Origin of the sequence: Brevibacillus brevis (assembly GCF_900637055.1) — a bacterium.
Taxonomy (GTDB): domain Bacteria; phylum Bacillota; class Bacilli; order Brevibacillales; family Brevibacillaceae; genus Brevibacillus; species Brevibacillus brevis.
Genome location: NZ_LR134338.1, coordinates 2,594,399 through 2,607,553 on the forward strand (window position 1 = coordinate 2,594,399; position 13,155 = coordinate 2,607,553).

At 47.8% G+C, this 13,155-nt stretch carries 13 protein-coding genes; 11 read left to right on the forward strand and 2 right to left on the reverse strand.

What is annotated here, in order from left to right; genetic code table 11:
- The first annotated feature begins 7 nt into the window (after positions 1-7).
- The 4 genes from yneA to EL268_RS13065 all read left to right on the forward strand — a co-directional run bounded on the left by yneA (position 8) and on the right by EL268_RS13065 (position 3,370).
- Entirely contained in the window at positions 8-346 is a 339-nt protein-coding gene (gene yneA, locus EL268_RS13050; protein WP_106656522.1) for a cell division suppressor protein YneA, read from the forward strand.
- Positions 347-422: 76 nt separating this feature from the next.
- Positions 423-620, forward strand: coding sequence for a DUF896 domain-containing protein (locus EL268_RS13055; protein WP_106656521.1), 198 nt, complete (start codon positions 423-425; stop codon positions 618-620).
- Positions 621-716: 96 nt separating this feature from the next.
- Positions 717-1,082 carry a fluoride efflux transporter CrcB gene (crcB, locus tag EL268_RS13060; protein ID WP_106656520.1) on the forward strand — a complete coding sequence of 122 codons (366 nt, stop codon included), beginning with the start codon at positions 717-719 and terminating at the stop codon, positions 1,080-1,082.
- Positions 1,083-1,120: 38 nt separating this feature from the next.
- Positions 1,121-3,370: a HelD family protein gene (locus EL268_RS13065; RefSeq protein WP_106656519.1), complete on the forward strand. Its 2,250-nt coding sequence runs from the start codon at positions 1,121-1,123 to the stop codon at positions 3,368-3,370.
- Between the two features lie 62 nt (positions 3,371-3,432).
- Here EL268_RS13065 and EL268_RS13070 read toward each other — a convergent pair whose 3' ends face one another.
- Positions 3,433-3,735 (reverse strand): HesB/IscA family protein, encoded by a 303-nt coding sequence (locus EL268_RS13070; RefSeq protein WP_015891593.1) that lies wholly within the window; start codon positions 3,733-3,735, stop codon positions 3,433-3,435.
- Positions 3,736-3,859: 124 nt separating this feature from the next.
- Here EL268_RS13070 and ltaE point away from each other — a divergent pair, with 124 nt between their 5' ends.
- The 3 genes from ltaE to EL268_RS13085 all read left to right on the forward strand — a co-directional run bounded on the left by ltaE (position 3,860) and on the right by EL268_RS13085 (position 7,103).
- The gene (gene ltaE / locus EL268_RS13075) at positions 3,860-4,885 is read left to right on the forward strand and encodes a low-specificity L-threonine aldolase (RefSeq protein ID WP_106656518.1); all 1,026 of its coding nucleotides are present in this window, start codon (positions 3,860-3,862) and stop codon (positions 4,883-4,885) included.
- Positions 4,886-5,115: 230 nt separating this feature from the next.
- A complete protein-coding gene (locus EL268_RS13080) occupies positions 5,116-6,759 on the forward strand; it encodes a peptide ABC transporter substrate-binding protein (protein ID WP_106656517.1) in 1,644 nt (547 codons plus the stop codon).
- A gap of 146 nt (positions 6,760-6,905) precedes the next feature.
- Entirely contained in the window at positions 6,906-7,103 is a 198-nt protein-coding gene (locus tag EL268_RS13085; RefSeq protein WP_015891590.1) for a hypothetical protein, read from the forward strand.
- A gap of 3 nt (positions 7,104-7,106) precedes the next feature.
- Here the strand turns inward: EL268_RS13085 and EL268_RS13090 are convergent, their stop codons facing one another.
- Complete coding sequence (locus tag EL268_RS13090) at positions 7,107-7,841, reverse strand: alpha/beta hydrolase (RefSeq protein WP_007718904.1); 735 nt, start codon at positions 7,839-7,841, stop codon at positions 7,107-7,109.
- Between the two features lie 328 nt (positions 7,842-8,169).
- Between EL268_RS13090 and pdhA the strand changes: the two genes are divergently transcribed.
- The 4 genes from pdhA to lpdA all read left to right on the forward strand — a co-directional run bounded on the left by pdhA (position 8,170) and on the right by lpdA (position 13,145).
- Complete coding sequence (gene pdhA, locus EL268_RS13095) at positions 8,170-9,255, forward strand: pyruvate dehydrogenase (acetyl-transferring) E1 component subunit alpha (RefSeq protein ID WP_015891588.1); 1,086 nt, start codon at positions 8,170-8,172, stop codon at positions 9,253-9,255.
- Between the two features lie 3 nt (positions 9,256-9,258).
- Positions 9,259-10,239: an alpha-ketoacid dehydrogenase subunit beta gene (locus EL268_RS13100; protein WP_047067643.1), complete on the forward strand. Its 981-nt coding sequence runs from the start codon at positions 9,259-9,261 to the stop codon at positions 10,237-10,239.
- A 101-nt stretch (positions 10,240-10,340) separates the two neighbouring features.
- Positions 10,341-11,729 carry a dihydrolipoamide acetyltransferase family protein gene (locus EL268_RS13105; RefSeq protein WP_106656516.1) on the forward strand — a complete coding sequence of 463 codons (1,389 nt, stop codon included), beginning with the start codon at positions 10,341-10,343 and terminating at the stop codon, positions 11,727-11,729.
- Between the two features lie 6 nt (positions 11,730-11,735).
- Entirely contained in the window at positions 11,736-13,145 is a 1,410-nt protein-coding gene (lpdA, locus tag EL268_RS13110; RefSeq protein WP_106656515.1) for a dihydrolipoyl dehydrogenase, read from the forward strand.
- The last annotated feature ends 10 nt before the right edge of the window (positions 13,146-13,155 follow it).

A 13,155-nucleotide genomic window follows, 5' to 3' on the forward strand; every position in this document is an offset into this window, starting at 1 on the left:
CATTATCATGAATTCATCGACAGTACGTAATCGTTTCGAGAAAAAAGAAGAACGCCGTGTTCGTTTTGGTATCACGAGAGGACAAGCTCTCTTGTTTCTTATTACATTTACTCTCTTTTTTTACTTGTTGACCGAACTAGTGTTTGCTTCTTCGCCAATGGAGGAGCCAAAGGGTAGAGAGGTAACTGTACAATCCGGAGATAGCCTATGGTCATTAGCTGTTCAATACAATACAAATCAGCATATGGATGTTCGTGACTATATAATAGAGATTAAGGATGCGAACGGTTTAGAGAGCAACAGGATTTATCCGGGTCAGACTCTCATCCTTCCTGATACCCCATAAGTGTTCGGCTGTCTTGCGGGATCATTCGAATGTGGTATAATGAAGCGGCACTACTACAGAGTGGGAGGAACCAGCAGTGGTATCTGACGCAGAAATTAAACGCATTAACGAATTGGTCAAAAAATCTCGCGAAGAAGGTTTGACCGAAGAGGAAAAGCTCGAACAAAAAGCATTGCGCCAAAAGTATATTGACGCCGTTAAGCTTTCATTGAAAGCAAATTTGGACTCCATCCGTTATGTGGAAGACCTTGAAGAAAATAAGCCAAAACAGTAAGATAACAATTACTGATACGACAGACATCCTCGCTTGAAGCTAGGGTGTCTTTTTCTGTAACATACATACGGTTTTGATAGCCAAGGAGGGAAAGCGATGGCGTGGATAGCTGTGGCGGTTGGAGGAGCAGTTGGCTCTCTTGTTCGCTACCTATTGTCTTTGCTCGCGAATCAGCCGGGATGGCCGTGGGGAACCTGGATCGCCAATGTTTGTGGATCTTTGATCATCGGCATCTTGTTCGTGCTGGGGAAAGAACGCGACATTTTATCTCCAACGCTCTATCTCTTATTTGCAACGGGTGTCATGGGAGGATTTACGACTTTCTCTAGCTTCTCCTTGGAAGTGGTCTCTTTTTGGGGAGAAGGTCACCTGTTGCGTGGCACTTTGTACGCTCTTCTCAGTTTGGGAGTCGGCCTACTCTCTTGTGCGGTTGGAATATGGTTGGCTAGGCAATGGTCCTGATACGTTCAATGACACGATACATGTGAGGGGGAATGAATGTGAGTACACAGCATCGTGATTATGAATTGGAACAAAAAAAGCTGGATGAAACCATTTCAGCGATCGACGAAGAAATGGAGCAGCTTCGCAATGATATTCGCGAGGCAACGGATGACTATGTGAAACAGGTCGTGAACTATAAAAAGGCAAAGGATTTGCGCTACCTGGAAGATCAGGGTCGAGAGAAGCCTTATTTCGGCAGAGTGGATTTCTTGAAGGATGAAATCTACGAGCTGGATCAGGTCTACATAGGAAAACGAGGAATTGTACGCAGCGATACATTTGATTCTGTCGTCGTAGATTGGCGTGCGCCTATCGCCGGTCTTTATTACTCTGGTGAGAGCAAAGACGCGTTTTACCGGATGGGACGCGAGATCGTACGTGGTGAAGTTCGATTAAAGCGTAATTTTGCGATTGAAGACGGAAAGATCGTCGGCATCTATGATGGAGCGGTAAAAGAAACGATTAACCGCGAAATGGGGCATCCCGACGAATTTTTGCAAGAGGGCTTCATTGATGAATTTTTGGCAGCCAATCTGAATCAGGCAAACGATAGCAGGCTAAAAGACATCGTCGCTACGATTCAATCCGAGCAAAATGATATTATCCGGGCGGAAAAAGAACGGCCCATTGTTGTGCAAGGAGTAGCGGGGAGCGGAAAAACAACCATCGCGCTGCACCGACTCTCCTATTTGATTTATAACTACCAGGATTCCATGATGTCCAAAAAGTTCATGGTGTTTGCACCTAACCGGATGTTTCTTACCTACATATCCGAGGTTTTACCTGAGCTGGGAGTCGATGACGTTCAACAGTCTACCTTTGTAGATTGGGCAGCGCGTCTTGTGAAGCCTCTGCTGCCAAAAGGATGGAGAATCGTGAGTCCAGATAAGCCTCTTCAATTGTTCTTCGAAGAGGGGCAGGATGAGCGCCAGCAAGAAATGACGCGCAACAGGCTTCGCTTCAAAGGATCGCTCGCTTGTCGAGAGGCGCTTGAGCAGTACATTCGGCATATCGTCGAAACAAGAATCCCTTTTAAGAAGCTCAGCTTTTTATACAACAAAACGAAGCAAGTCTTTTCCATTCCCGGTGATTTTATTCGTCAGTGCTTCCTGGAGCAATTCGCCAATATGCCGTATCATCGCCGGGTAGAAGCGCTTCGCAAGCATTTGAAACAAGAAATGAACAAGCAATTGTTTGCCCATTTGCGAGAGCGAAAAGTCGATTTGGACAAAGAAGGCTTGTACAAATTCGAGAAAATGCTGGAGCAAATACTGGATACGTACCTGACTTCGTTTCCAAGACTGGAGATCTTCGCAGCTTATCGCGAGTTGATTGCTGACGAGGAATTGCTGCGCAAGCTCGTACCTGCTGACATTTCAGACGAAGTTGTTCGTGATGTGACGCAGTCAAGTGCTGCGCTGTTTGCAGAGGAGAGATTGGAACCGGAAGATATCGCGCCATTGCTATATTTGCAGCATATTGTTGAAGGAATGAATAAAGCGGAGCATTTTGATCATACGGTCGTGGATGAGGCACAAGACTTGAGTGCGTTAGAAATAGCCGTGATTGCATTGGCAACCAAGCGAAATTCGCTCACGATCGTGGGAGATATTGCGCAAGGCATTCATAGCTATCGGGGGATTCATGCGTGGGAAGAGTTGACGAAGGGGATTTTTGCACATCTGTTTCCTTCCTATTATACGTTGTCGCAAAGCTATCGTTCGACAATAGAAATTATGCGCTGTGCCAATGAAGTGTTGCGGCAAATTGAATTGCCAGAGACGGTATTGGCAAAACCGGTTTTGCGGCATGGTGAAAAACCAATCATGGTCAAGGCTCGTTCACGAGTGCAACTGTGGGAGGACATCTCTTCGCGTGTGGCTGCCTACCAGTCGGAAGGCTTCAAAACGATTGCGATCGTAGCGAAAACCATTCAAGCCAGTAAAAAAGCACATAAAGGCCTGCAAGACAAGGTCGCTGATCTGACTCTGTTAGGCAGCAAGGATAACCAATTTCCGGGTGGCGTCACCGTCATGCCTGCTTTTTTAACGAAAGGCTTGCAGTTCGATGTGGTCATTTTACTGGATATAGACGCCTATCAAAATAATGAATGGGACGCAAAATTATTGTATGTCGCCATGACGCGTCCGGTCCATCGACTTGTTTTGACGCAGGTTGATGGCGTTTCTTCACCGTTGCTGAAAGATTTACCGATAGAGCTGTACACCATGGCTACTGACGAATAAGAAACGAATTATCAAAGAAAACCCTCTGCCTGTAAAAAGCAGAGGGTTTATCTGTATCATGCTTAGTGGTCGCCTGTGTTACCTTTAGAAGGGTTGGTAATAACAAAACCTTCTTGCGGCAAGAAGAGGTAATCAATGACGACGCCATCTAGCAATGGCTCATCCTTTTTCACGATCACATCGATCTCTTTGTCTGTCGAGATCACAACATCTTCTTCTGTTGGCTTGTCCAGAGCGAGTCCGTAGTGTGCATGATCACCGTGAGCGTGAGTGATATAAACGCGCAGTTTCAATTCTTTGTCTTCTTCTTGCTCGATGATTGGAGCCAATTGCTTGGCAGCGTTACGCGTGATTTTTAGTTTCACAGGTCAAATCCCCTAACTGTATGTAAGTTACCCCTTCATCTTAGCAAGAGGGAATTCAGGATGCAATGTTGAAAGTGTTACGACATGTCTAGAGAATGACAACAGGGAGGAAGGAGAGTCATCTATGAAAATCGATTTGCGCAGCGATACCATTACCAAACCAACCGAGGAGATGCTTCGAGCAATGGCGGAAGCGGAGGTTGGTGATGATGTTTACCGGGAGGACCCAACTGTCAATCGTTTGGAAGCGATCGCGGCTGAAATACTCGGAAAGGAAGCAGCCCTGTTCGTAACAAGTGGAACGCAAGGCAATCAAGTGGCTGTTTTGACGCATTGTGTCAACGGAGACGAGGTCATTGCGGAAGCGGATTCGCACATTTTTTACTATGAAGGCGGCGCTATGTCGGCATTGGCTGGCGTGCAGACACGGACACTGGTTGGCGAACGTGGTGCTTTGCGTGCAGAGGATGTGGAGAGGGCGATTCGGGGCAACAATATCCATTTTCCTCGCACAAAATTGATCTGTCTCGAAAATACACATAATCGCGCTGGCGGGGCGGTAATCTCTGTCGCGCAAATGAAGAGTGTCTATGATATCGCACAAAAATACAGTATTCCCGTTCATTTGGACGGTGCCCGTCTCTTCAATGCGGCTGTGGCCCAAGGTGTTGCAGTCAGTGAGCTAAGCGCTTTTGCCGATACCGTTCAGATTTGCTTGTCCAAAGGGCTTAGTGCTCCAGTTGGTTCTATTTTGGCTGGTGATCGTGCGTTTATCGAAGAAGCGAGATGGTGGAGAAAAAAATTAGGAGGCGGGCTGCGCCAGGCAGGGTATTTGGCAGCACCGGGCATCATCGCTCTGACTCAAATGACTGAACGATTGGCCGAAGACCATGAACGGGCACAGCAATTGGCAAAAGGCTTGCGCCAGCTATCGCTCCAGGTCGAGCAAGTCGAGACGAATATCGTACTCGTGAATACGGACTCGATTGGACAAACAGCTGTCGCCTTCTTGGAACGATTGGAGGAAAAAGGAGTGCTCGCTGTTGATTTTGACGAGTATGTCATTCGCTTTACGACGCATCGACACATTCGTGATCAACATATCAACACCGTTGTGGAAGCAGTCGAGCAATTATTGGAAACGGTGTAATTGTTTCAATGGGTTGTAGCCAGTCGAAGGGAAGGCTGGCTTTTTTCTTTGCCTCAAAAATAGATTCTAAATAGTTAGACAATTTGTACAAAATAAGAGTCTCTACACGATCTGTTTTTCGCCATTCCGTCTGATTTGTTTCGTCTACACTTGCGCTATCATGGTAGTGTGATAAAGCGATAACGTTTACTGGTGGATGGAATCGAATGGAATCAAGGGGGATGGTCTCGATGAGAAAGAGGATGAGCTTCATTTTCAGCTGTTTCTTGCTACTTCAAGTTTTAGCAGGATGTAGTACAAGTGAAACGGCTGTACCTAACAAACCGAATGATCTGGCATCTCAACCAACGCAGCCAACGGGGAAAGAGATGGTCTTGAATTGGAACGCAGACGGTGGAGAGCCTCCGACAGCAGATCCCGGACTTGCTTCCGATGGCACTTCCTTTGATGTCATTACTGCCTGTTTTGAAGGACTGACCCGCTATGGACCGGATGGGAAAATAGCCAACGCGATTGCCGACAGCTATACAGTATCCGAGGATTTGACGACGTACACGTTCAAATTGAAAACGAATGCGCTATGGAGCAACGGAGATTCGGTAACCGCCCATGATTTTGAGTTTGCCTGGAAAAGAAATCTCGATCCGAAGACAGCATCCGAATATGCCTATATGCTTTATTTCATTAAAGGAGCAGAGGAGTTCAACACAGGGAAAGGATCGCATGAAGACGTAGGGGTCAAAGCGCTAGACGATTTTACACTAGAGGTCAAGCTCAATTCGCCAGCTCCGTTTTTTTACGAGCTGACAGCTTTCCCGACATTGTTTCCTTTACATAAAAAGACCTTGGAGGCACATCCGGACTGGGCAGCGTCTCCAGACAACTACGTGGGCAACGGCCCATTCAAAATGGAGCTGTGGGAGCATAAAAACAAATTGGTTCTTGTGAAAAACGAGAAGTATCATGACAAAGATGCTGTAAAACTCGACAAGATCGTCTGGAGCATGATTACCGATACCAACACCGCTCAAGCGTTGTTTGATTCTGGTGATTTGGATTGGGGAGGGCATCCAACCTATGTGTTGCCCGTCGATGTGATCCCCGCTTTGCAGGATGAAGGAAAAGTCGTAATGGCGCCGTATCCGAATACTGTTGCCGTCACCTTTAATACAACCATGCCCCCTTTTACGAATAAAAAGATTCGACAAGCCTTCTCGTATTCGATCCAACGGCAGCCTCTCGTAGACGGAATCGTGCAGACAGGGGTGCCTGCGGCTTTTGCATGGGTTCCGCCCTCTATGCAACTCAGCGGAAATGACTATTTTCAAGAGGATGTAGACAAAGCCAAGCAGTTATTGGCTGAAGGGTTGAAGGAGCTGGGGCTTTCGACGATGCCTGAAGTGACATTCACATATGGTTCAGGTGACGATCGTCAGAAAAAGCTGGCGGAAGCTCTTCAGGATCAATGGAAAAGAAGTCTAGGTGTTGATGTGAAAATCAGTGGCTTGGAGGAAAAAGTATTTTTACAAAACAAGCGCTCCAAAAACTATCAGTTTGCCTACCGAAATTGGGGTGCTGATTTTAACGACCCCATCAATTTCCTGGAAATTTTCAAGGACAAAACAGTGGGGACGAATGACGCTGCTTGGGAAAACAACAGATACCGGGAGCTAATCGTCCAGAGTTACTTGGAAAAAGATCCGACGAAGCGTAATGCGATCATGCGTGAGGCTGAGACTATCTTAATGGAGGAAATGCCGATTGCTCCTGTGTATTATGGCGCAAGACCCTATATAAAAAATGACAAAGTCAAAGGGTTTTTGATCAACCCGTTTGGTGGTAGAGATTTTAAATATACAACCGTCGAACAATAAATAAAGACGTGTAAAAGTCTTGCCGTGTCCGGAAAATGGGAGAGCGGCAAGGCTTTTTTTTGGTTCCATTCGGTTGACTCACTTGTGTGTGTAATTCAGACCCGCCAATGAAATACTATAGCTATCCAACATAGGGGAAAAGAGGGATGGATATGATCTCGGCTAAAGAGCGAGAACGCATTCTCAATCAAATGAAACGGGACGAGAGCAAGATTGTCAACATCGTTCTAAACGACGCCAATCAGGTTGCGGGCGAAATTGAAAAAGCCAACCACCAAGGTATTTTCCTGGTGGATGGCCGGTATTACGGGTACGAGGACATCAAAGAAATCAATGGCTCGTAATGGTTACAGACGGGGAGGTGGGAAGAAGTAACGCAAGGCGTCAGGCAGCTCTTTTTGCCACAAACCCCAGACGTGATTCCCTGGTTTTTCTCGGTAGGACAAGGTTGCTTGCTTGTCCTCCAGAATCTGTTTTGCCTCGCGATTCCATTGCACGAAATCGAAGGTACCCGCACTTGTTTCCACAGCTGTCTCATCGAGGCCAACGACCATCCAGATTCGCAGCCAAGATAGACTGGACTGATTCAAAAGCGGGTCGAGTGTCGTTTGGAAAAAAGCCCCGGACAGCGCGAGTACCTGTGGAAAGAGGTCGGGGTGCTCCAATGCGAGATGCAAAGAAACGGTTCCACCCAAAGAGTCTCCTGCCAGTATGCGTGAACCGGGATCACGGCGTACAGGATAGCGCTCCTCTATGTAAGGAATCAGCTCTTCGGTGAAAAAACGCTGATAGGCTGCGTTTCTCGACCCAGACGGAGAATACTCGCTCGTGCGCTTGTTGCGATCGACTGAGACACCGACGACGATGTAGGGTTCGATACCTTCTTCCAGAATCAATTGATTGGAGATGGTTGCGATTCGCCCCATCGTAAAAAAGTCGTTCCCATCCTGACAATACACAACAGGGTAAGAAAGAAGCTCATTGTACCCCGGCGGTAGGTATACTTTGACCGAGCGGGGAGTGTCCACGTGGATGCTGGGCACTTCTTCTTTCATTATGGTTCGCTTTACATAGTCAGACATCGATTCACACTCCCTGTTTGCTCAAATGAAAAACTAAGCCTTGAAAAAAACTGATACAGCTTATATAGTAAATGATAACAGAGAGGAAATAAACCCTGTAATATCAATACTGTAACACGTTAAACAGGTATTTCATCTGCATTATAACAGGGTGTTGCAAACGGCGCTGTAAGCCCTTTCTTGCACCATGCAACTTTCTTCTGGTTTTTATCAGGGTCACTTCCGCTGCGAATTGCATTCGTCGCTCATCGAGCAGATGCTCAGATAAAGGCGACAAAGGGCAACTCGGGAAAAGGAAGTCCCTTATTCTAGTGACGAGGTGAATGTGATGAGCGTATCCACTGCTGTTGAACAAACAGAGAACAACGCCCCGCTGCAAATTCTTGCCCCGGATGGTACAGTTGTTCGTCCTGACTTGATGCCTAAGCTCTCCGATGATGAATTGCGTGAACTGATGCGTAAAATGGTATTTACCCGTGTATGGGACCAACGCGCAATCAGCTTGAACCGCCAAGGCCGCCTTGGTTTCTATGCACCAGTAGCTGGTCAAGAAGCAAGCATGATCGGTTCCGAGGCTGCTCTTTCCAAAGAAGACTTTGTCCTGCCTAGCTACCGTGATATTCCACAAATGGTATGGCATGGTTACCCTATGCACAAAGCATTCCTGTACTCCCGCGGACACATCGAGGGTGGCAAAATTCCTGAAGGTGTAAACGTATTGATGCCTCAAATCATCATCGCAGCTCAATGTACACAAGCAACAGGTGTTGCAATGGGTTACAAGCTGCGCGGTGAAAAGAAAGTTGCGATCAACTACTTTGGTGACGGTGCGACCTCCCAAGGTGACTTCTATGAGGGTATGAACTTTGCAGGGGTATACAAGCTGCCTGTTATCTTCTTCTCCCAAAACAACGGTTATGCAATCTCACTGCCGTTCGAAAAACAAACGGCTTCTGAAAATATCGCAGTCAAAGCAGTTGCAGCTGGTATTGCTAGCGAACGCGTTGACGGTATGGATATTCTCGCAGTTTACTACGCGGTTCAACAAGCAAAAGAGCGCGGCGTGAATGGCGAAGGTGCGACTCTGATCGAAGCAATGACGTACCGTTATGGTCCTCACACCATGGCTGGTGACGACCCAACTCGTTACCGTACAGGTGAAGAGCAAAGCGAGTGGGAACTGCGCGATCCACTGATCCGCTTCCGCAAGTTCCTCGAGGCAAAAGGCCTGTGGAGCGAAAAAGACGAAGAAGCTGTCATCGAAGAAGCGAAAGCAGCTGTTGCGGACGCAATCAAAAAAGCGGACGAAACACCTAAGATGAAGGTTTCCGAACTGATCGATGTAATGTTTGAGACACTGCCGCCTGCACTCGAAGAGCAAAAGGCAGAATTCCTGGCGAAGGAGTCGAAATAAGCCATGGCACAAATGACAATGGTTCAAGCCATTACGGATGCAATGCGCGTAGAATTGAAGCGCGATGAAACCGTTCTTGTCTTCGGTGAAGACGTAGGTAACAACGGCGGGGTGTTCCGTGCAACAGAAGGTCTGCAAGCTGAGTTCGGCGAGCAACGCGTTTTCGATACGCCGCTCGCTGAGTCCGGAATCGGCGGTTTGGCTGTTGGTCTTTCCGTAAACGGCTTCCGTCCAGTAGCAGAAATTCAGTTCTTTGGTTTCGTATTTGAAACGTTCGATGCTATTGCATCTCAAGCTACTCGTATGCGTTACCGTTCCGGCGGTCGCTTCACGAGCCCAGTTACATTCCGCTCCCCATTTGGTGGCGGTGTGAAAACGCCTGAGCTGCATGCTGACTCTTTGGAAGGCTTGATGATGCAAACTCCGGGTCTGAAAGTGGTTATCCCTTCCAACCCATATGATGCAAAAGGACTGTTGATCTCCGCGATTCGCGACAACGATCCAGTTGTTTTCCTCGAGCACATGAAGCTGTACCGTTCCTTCCGTCAAGAAGTTCCAGAAGGCGAGTACACGATTCCACTCGGCAAAGCAAACGTAGTTAAAGAAGGTAGCGATGTTACCATCATCACCTATGGTGCGATGGTGCATACCAGCCTGAAAGCAGCAGAAGAAATCGAGAAAGCGCGTGGAGCAAAAGTAGAAGTAATCGACCTGCGCACCATCAGCCCACTCGATATCGATACGATCGTGGATTCTGTGAAGAAAACAAATCGTGCGATTGTAGTTCAAGAAGCACAAAAAACGTCTGGTGTTGCGGCAGAAATCATCACGCAAATCAACGAGCGTGCAATCCTGCACCTCGAAGCACCAGTGCTGCGTATTACAGCACCAGATACCGTTTACCCGTTTGCACAAGCAGAAGATGTATGGCTGCCTGACGTAAAACGCGTAGTAGATGGTCTGACTCAAGTCCTCGATTTTTAATTGAGAAACGGACATAATGGCGGAAAAGTTGAAAGCTTTCCGCCTTCTTTTGGGAAATATAGGCTTACTACTATGGCGAAGTGTTATAAGGAGGAGATACTGTGAGTCGTTTTACATTCAGACTCCCGGAGCTCGGCGAGGGTATCCATGAAGGCGAAATCGTCAAATGGCACGTACAGCCCGGAGATTCCGTAGAAGAAGACCAAGTCATCATGGAAGTACAAAATGACAAGGCGGTTGTAGAAGTACCGTCGCCTGTTAAAGGGAAAGTTATCGACCTGAAAGTAACCGAGGGTACGGTTTCTGTAGTCGGCGATCCACTGATCGAGTTTGACGTAGAAGGCGAAATTCCGAACCTGCCAGACCATGGTCATGGCGATTCCCACGCTGCTGAAGCGGCACCAGCGCCTCAAGCTGCAGACAAAATGGAGCCAGGTTGCGACATCGGTTCCCAAGTGAGCGCAAATGCGAACCAATCTCTGGAAACGCCAATGGCACAAGCAACTGCAACAGCAGTAGCGGCACCGATTGACCGCAAGCATGTGTTGGCTACACCTTCTGTTCGCAAATACGCTCGCGAAAAAGGCGTTCAATTGGCTAATGTACCTGGTACAGGCAAATTGGGTCGCATCACACGTGAAGACGTAGACCGCTTCGTATCTGGCGGAGCAGCAGCACCAACCGCACAAGTGGCAGCTCCAGTAGCAACTGAGGCTCCTGCAGCAGCAGCTACAGGTGTAGCACAAGCAGCAGCGGCTCCAACTGTTCACCACGCACCTCAAGCTGGCGAGCTGGAAGAGCGCGTTCCGCTGAAAGGTATGCGTAAAGCAATCGCGAAAGCAATGGTGAAATCTGCTTACACAGCACCACACGTAACGATCTTCGACGAAGTGGATGTTACAGCGCTTGTCGCTATGCGCAAAGATGCGAAGCCACTTGCTGAAGAGCGTGGTGTGAAGCTGACTTACCTGCCTATGATCGTGAAAGCAGTTGTAGCTGGTCTGAAGAAATTCCCAGAGCTCAACGCTTCTATCGACGATGAAAAACAAGAAATCATCTTTAAAAAGTACTACCACATTGGTATCGCTACCTCGACAGAAGACGGCTTGCTGGTTCCAGTTGTGAAATCCGCTGACAGCAAATCTATCTTCCAAATCGGAGGCGAAATCGGCGAGCTGGCGAAGAAAGCACGCGACCGCAAAGCGACTGCTGACGAGCTGAAAGGTTCTACTTTCAGCATCACAAACATCGGTTCTGCGGGCGGTATGTTCTTCACGCCAATCATTAACTATCCAGAAGTAGCTATTCTGGGTGTTGGCCGCATTAGCGAAAAGCCGATTGTGAAAAATGGAGAAATCGCGGTAGGTCAAATGTTGCACTTGTCCTTGAGCTTTGACCACCGCTTGGTTGATGGCGAACCTGCACAGCGTTTCGTCAACTACGTGAAGCAGCTCCTCGAAAACCCAACGCTGCTCGTCATGGAGGGATAAGAGACAATGGTAGTAGGTGAATTTACTACAGAGGTTGACGTACTCGTAATTGGTGCCGGTCCAGGTGGATATGTTGCAGCGATTCGTGCAGCTCAACTAGGTAAAACAGTAGCTGTCGTGGAAAAAGCTGAGCTGGGCGGCGTGTGCCTGAACGTAGGTTGCATCCCTTCCAAAGCGATGATCCACGCTGCACACACATATGAGCACACACAACATACAGAATCCATGGGTATCACCATGGAAAATGTAAAAGTGGATTTTGCCAAAGTGCAAGAGTGGAAAAGCGGCGTCGTGAAGCAACTGACTGGTGGCGTAGGCTCCCTCTTCAAAGGCAACAAAATCCAGGTAATCCCTGGTGAAGCATTGTTCGTAAGTGAAAATGAAGTACGTGTATTCCACGGTTATGATGTCAACCGTTATCGCTTCCAGCATTGCATCATTGCAACTGGTTCGCGTCCAATCGAGTTGCCTGCATTCCCGTTTGGCAAACGCGTAATGTCTTCTACTGAAGCGCTGTCCTTGACTGAACTGCCGAAGAGCCTCGTGGTAATCGGCGGCGGATACATCGGTATCGAGCTTGGCACTGTGTTCGCGAAGTTTGGTACGAAAGTTACGATTTTGGAAGGTTCCGATCAAATCTTGCCAGGATTTGAGCCAGACATGCCACGTTTGGTGGAACGCAAGCTGAAAAAGCTCGACGTTACCATCCATACAAAAGCATTGGCACAAGGAATGGAAGAAACAGAAAACGGTGTGATCGTGACTGCGGAAGTAAAAGGCGAGCAACAAAAAATCGAGGCGGAATACGTACTCGTTACTGTTGGACGCCGCCCAAATACAGATGAACTCGGTATTCGCGATATCGGCATGAACGTAACTGACCGTGGGTTGATCGTTGTTGACAAACAAGGTCGCACGAACATTCCTAACGTGTACGCGATCGGGGATATCGTAGCTGGTCCTGCATTGGCTCACAAAGCTTCCTACGAAGGTAAGGTTGCAGCTGAGGCGATTGCTGGCCATCCAGCAGAAGTAGACTACAAGGCGATTCCAGCGGTTGTATTCTGCGATCCAGAAATCGCAAGCGTAGGAATCAATGAGAAAGAAGCAAAAGAAAAAGGCATCGATTACGTTGTAGGTCGTTTCCCATTCGCAGCAAACGGTCGCGCTCTGTCTGTAAATGCAGGCGAAGGCTACGTGAAGCTGATTGCAGAAAAAGAAACGAATCTCGTATTGGGTGCACAAATCGTTGGTCCAGAAGCATCCAACATCATCGCAGAGATCGGATTGGCGATCGAAATGGGCGCAACACTCGAAGATATCGAGCTGACCATCCATGCACATCCAACGCTGGGTGAAGTAACAATGGAAGCTGCTGAATTGGCTTTGGGTCGTCCGATCCACGTCATGAAATAGGAAGTGGAAA

Excerpts from the sequence above, each read along its gene's own strand:
- crcB (WP_106656520.1), top strand. The coding sequence starts at position 717 with ATGGCGTGGATAGCTGTGGCGGTTGGAGGAGCAGTTGGCTCTCTTGTT.
- EL268_RS13090 (WP_007718904.1), bottom strand. The coding sequence starts at position 7,841 with ATGTCTGACTATGTAAAGCGAACCATAATGAAAGAAGAAGTGCCCAGC.
- EL268_RS13080 (WP_106656517.1), top strand. The coding sequence starts at position 5,116 with ATGAGAAAGAGGATGAGCTTCATTTTCAGCTGTTTCTTGCTACTTCAA.
- ltaE (WP_106656518.1), top strand. The coding sequence starts at position 3,860 with ATGAAAATCGATTTGCGCAGCGATACCATTACCAAACCAACCGAGGAG.
- pdhA (WP_015891588.1), top strand. The coding sequence starts at position 8,170 with ATGAGCGTATCCACTGCTGTTGAACAAACAGAGAACAACGCCCCGCTG.
- EL268_RS13085 (WP_015891590.1), top strand. The coding sequence starts at position 6,906 with ATGGATATGATCTCGGCTAAAGAGCGAGAACGCATTCTCAATCAAATG.
- yneA (WP_106656522.1), top strand. The coding sequence starts at position 8 with ATGAATTCATCGACAGTACGTAATCGTTTCGAGAAAAAAGAAGAACGC.
- lpdA (WP_106656515.1), top strand. The coding sequence starts at position 11,736 with ATGGTAGTAGGTGAATTTACTACAGAGGTTGACGTACTCGTAATTGGT.
- EL268_RS13100 (WP_047067643.1), top strand. The coding sequence starts at position 9,259 with ATGGCACAAATGACAATGGTTCAAGCCATTACGGATGCAATGCGCGTA.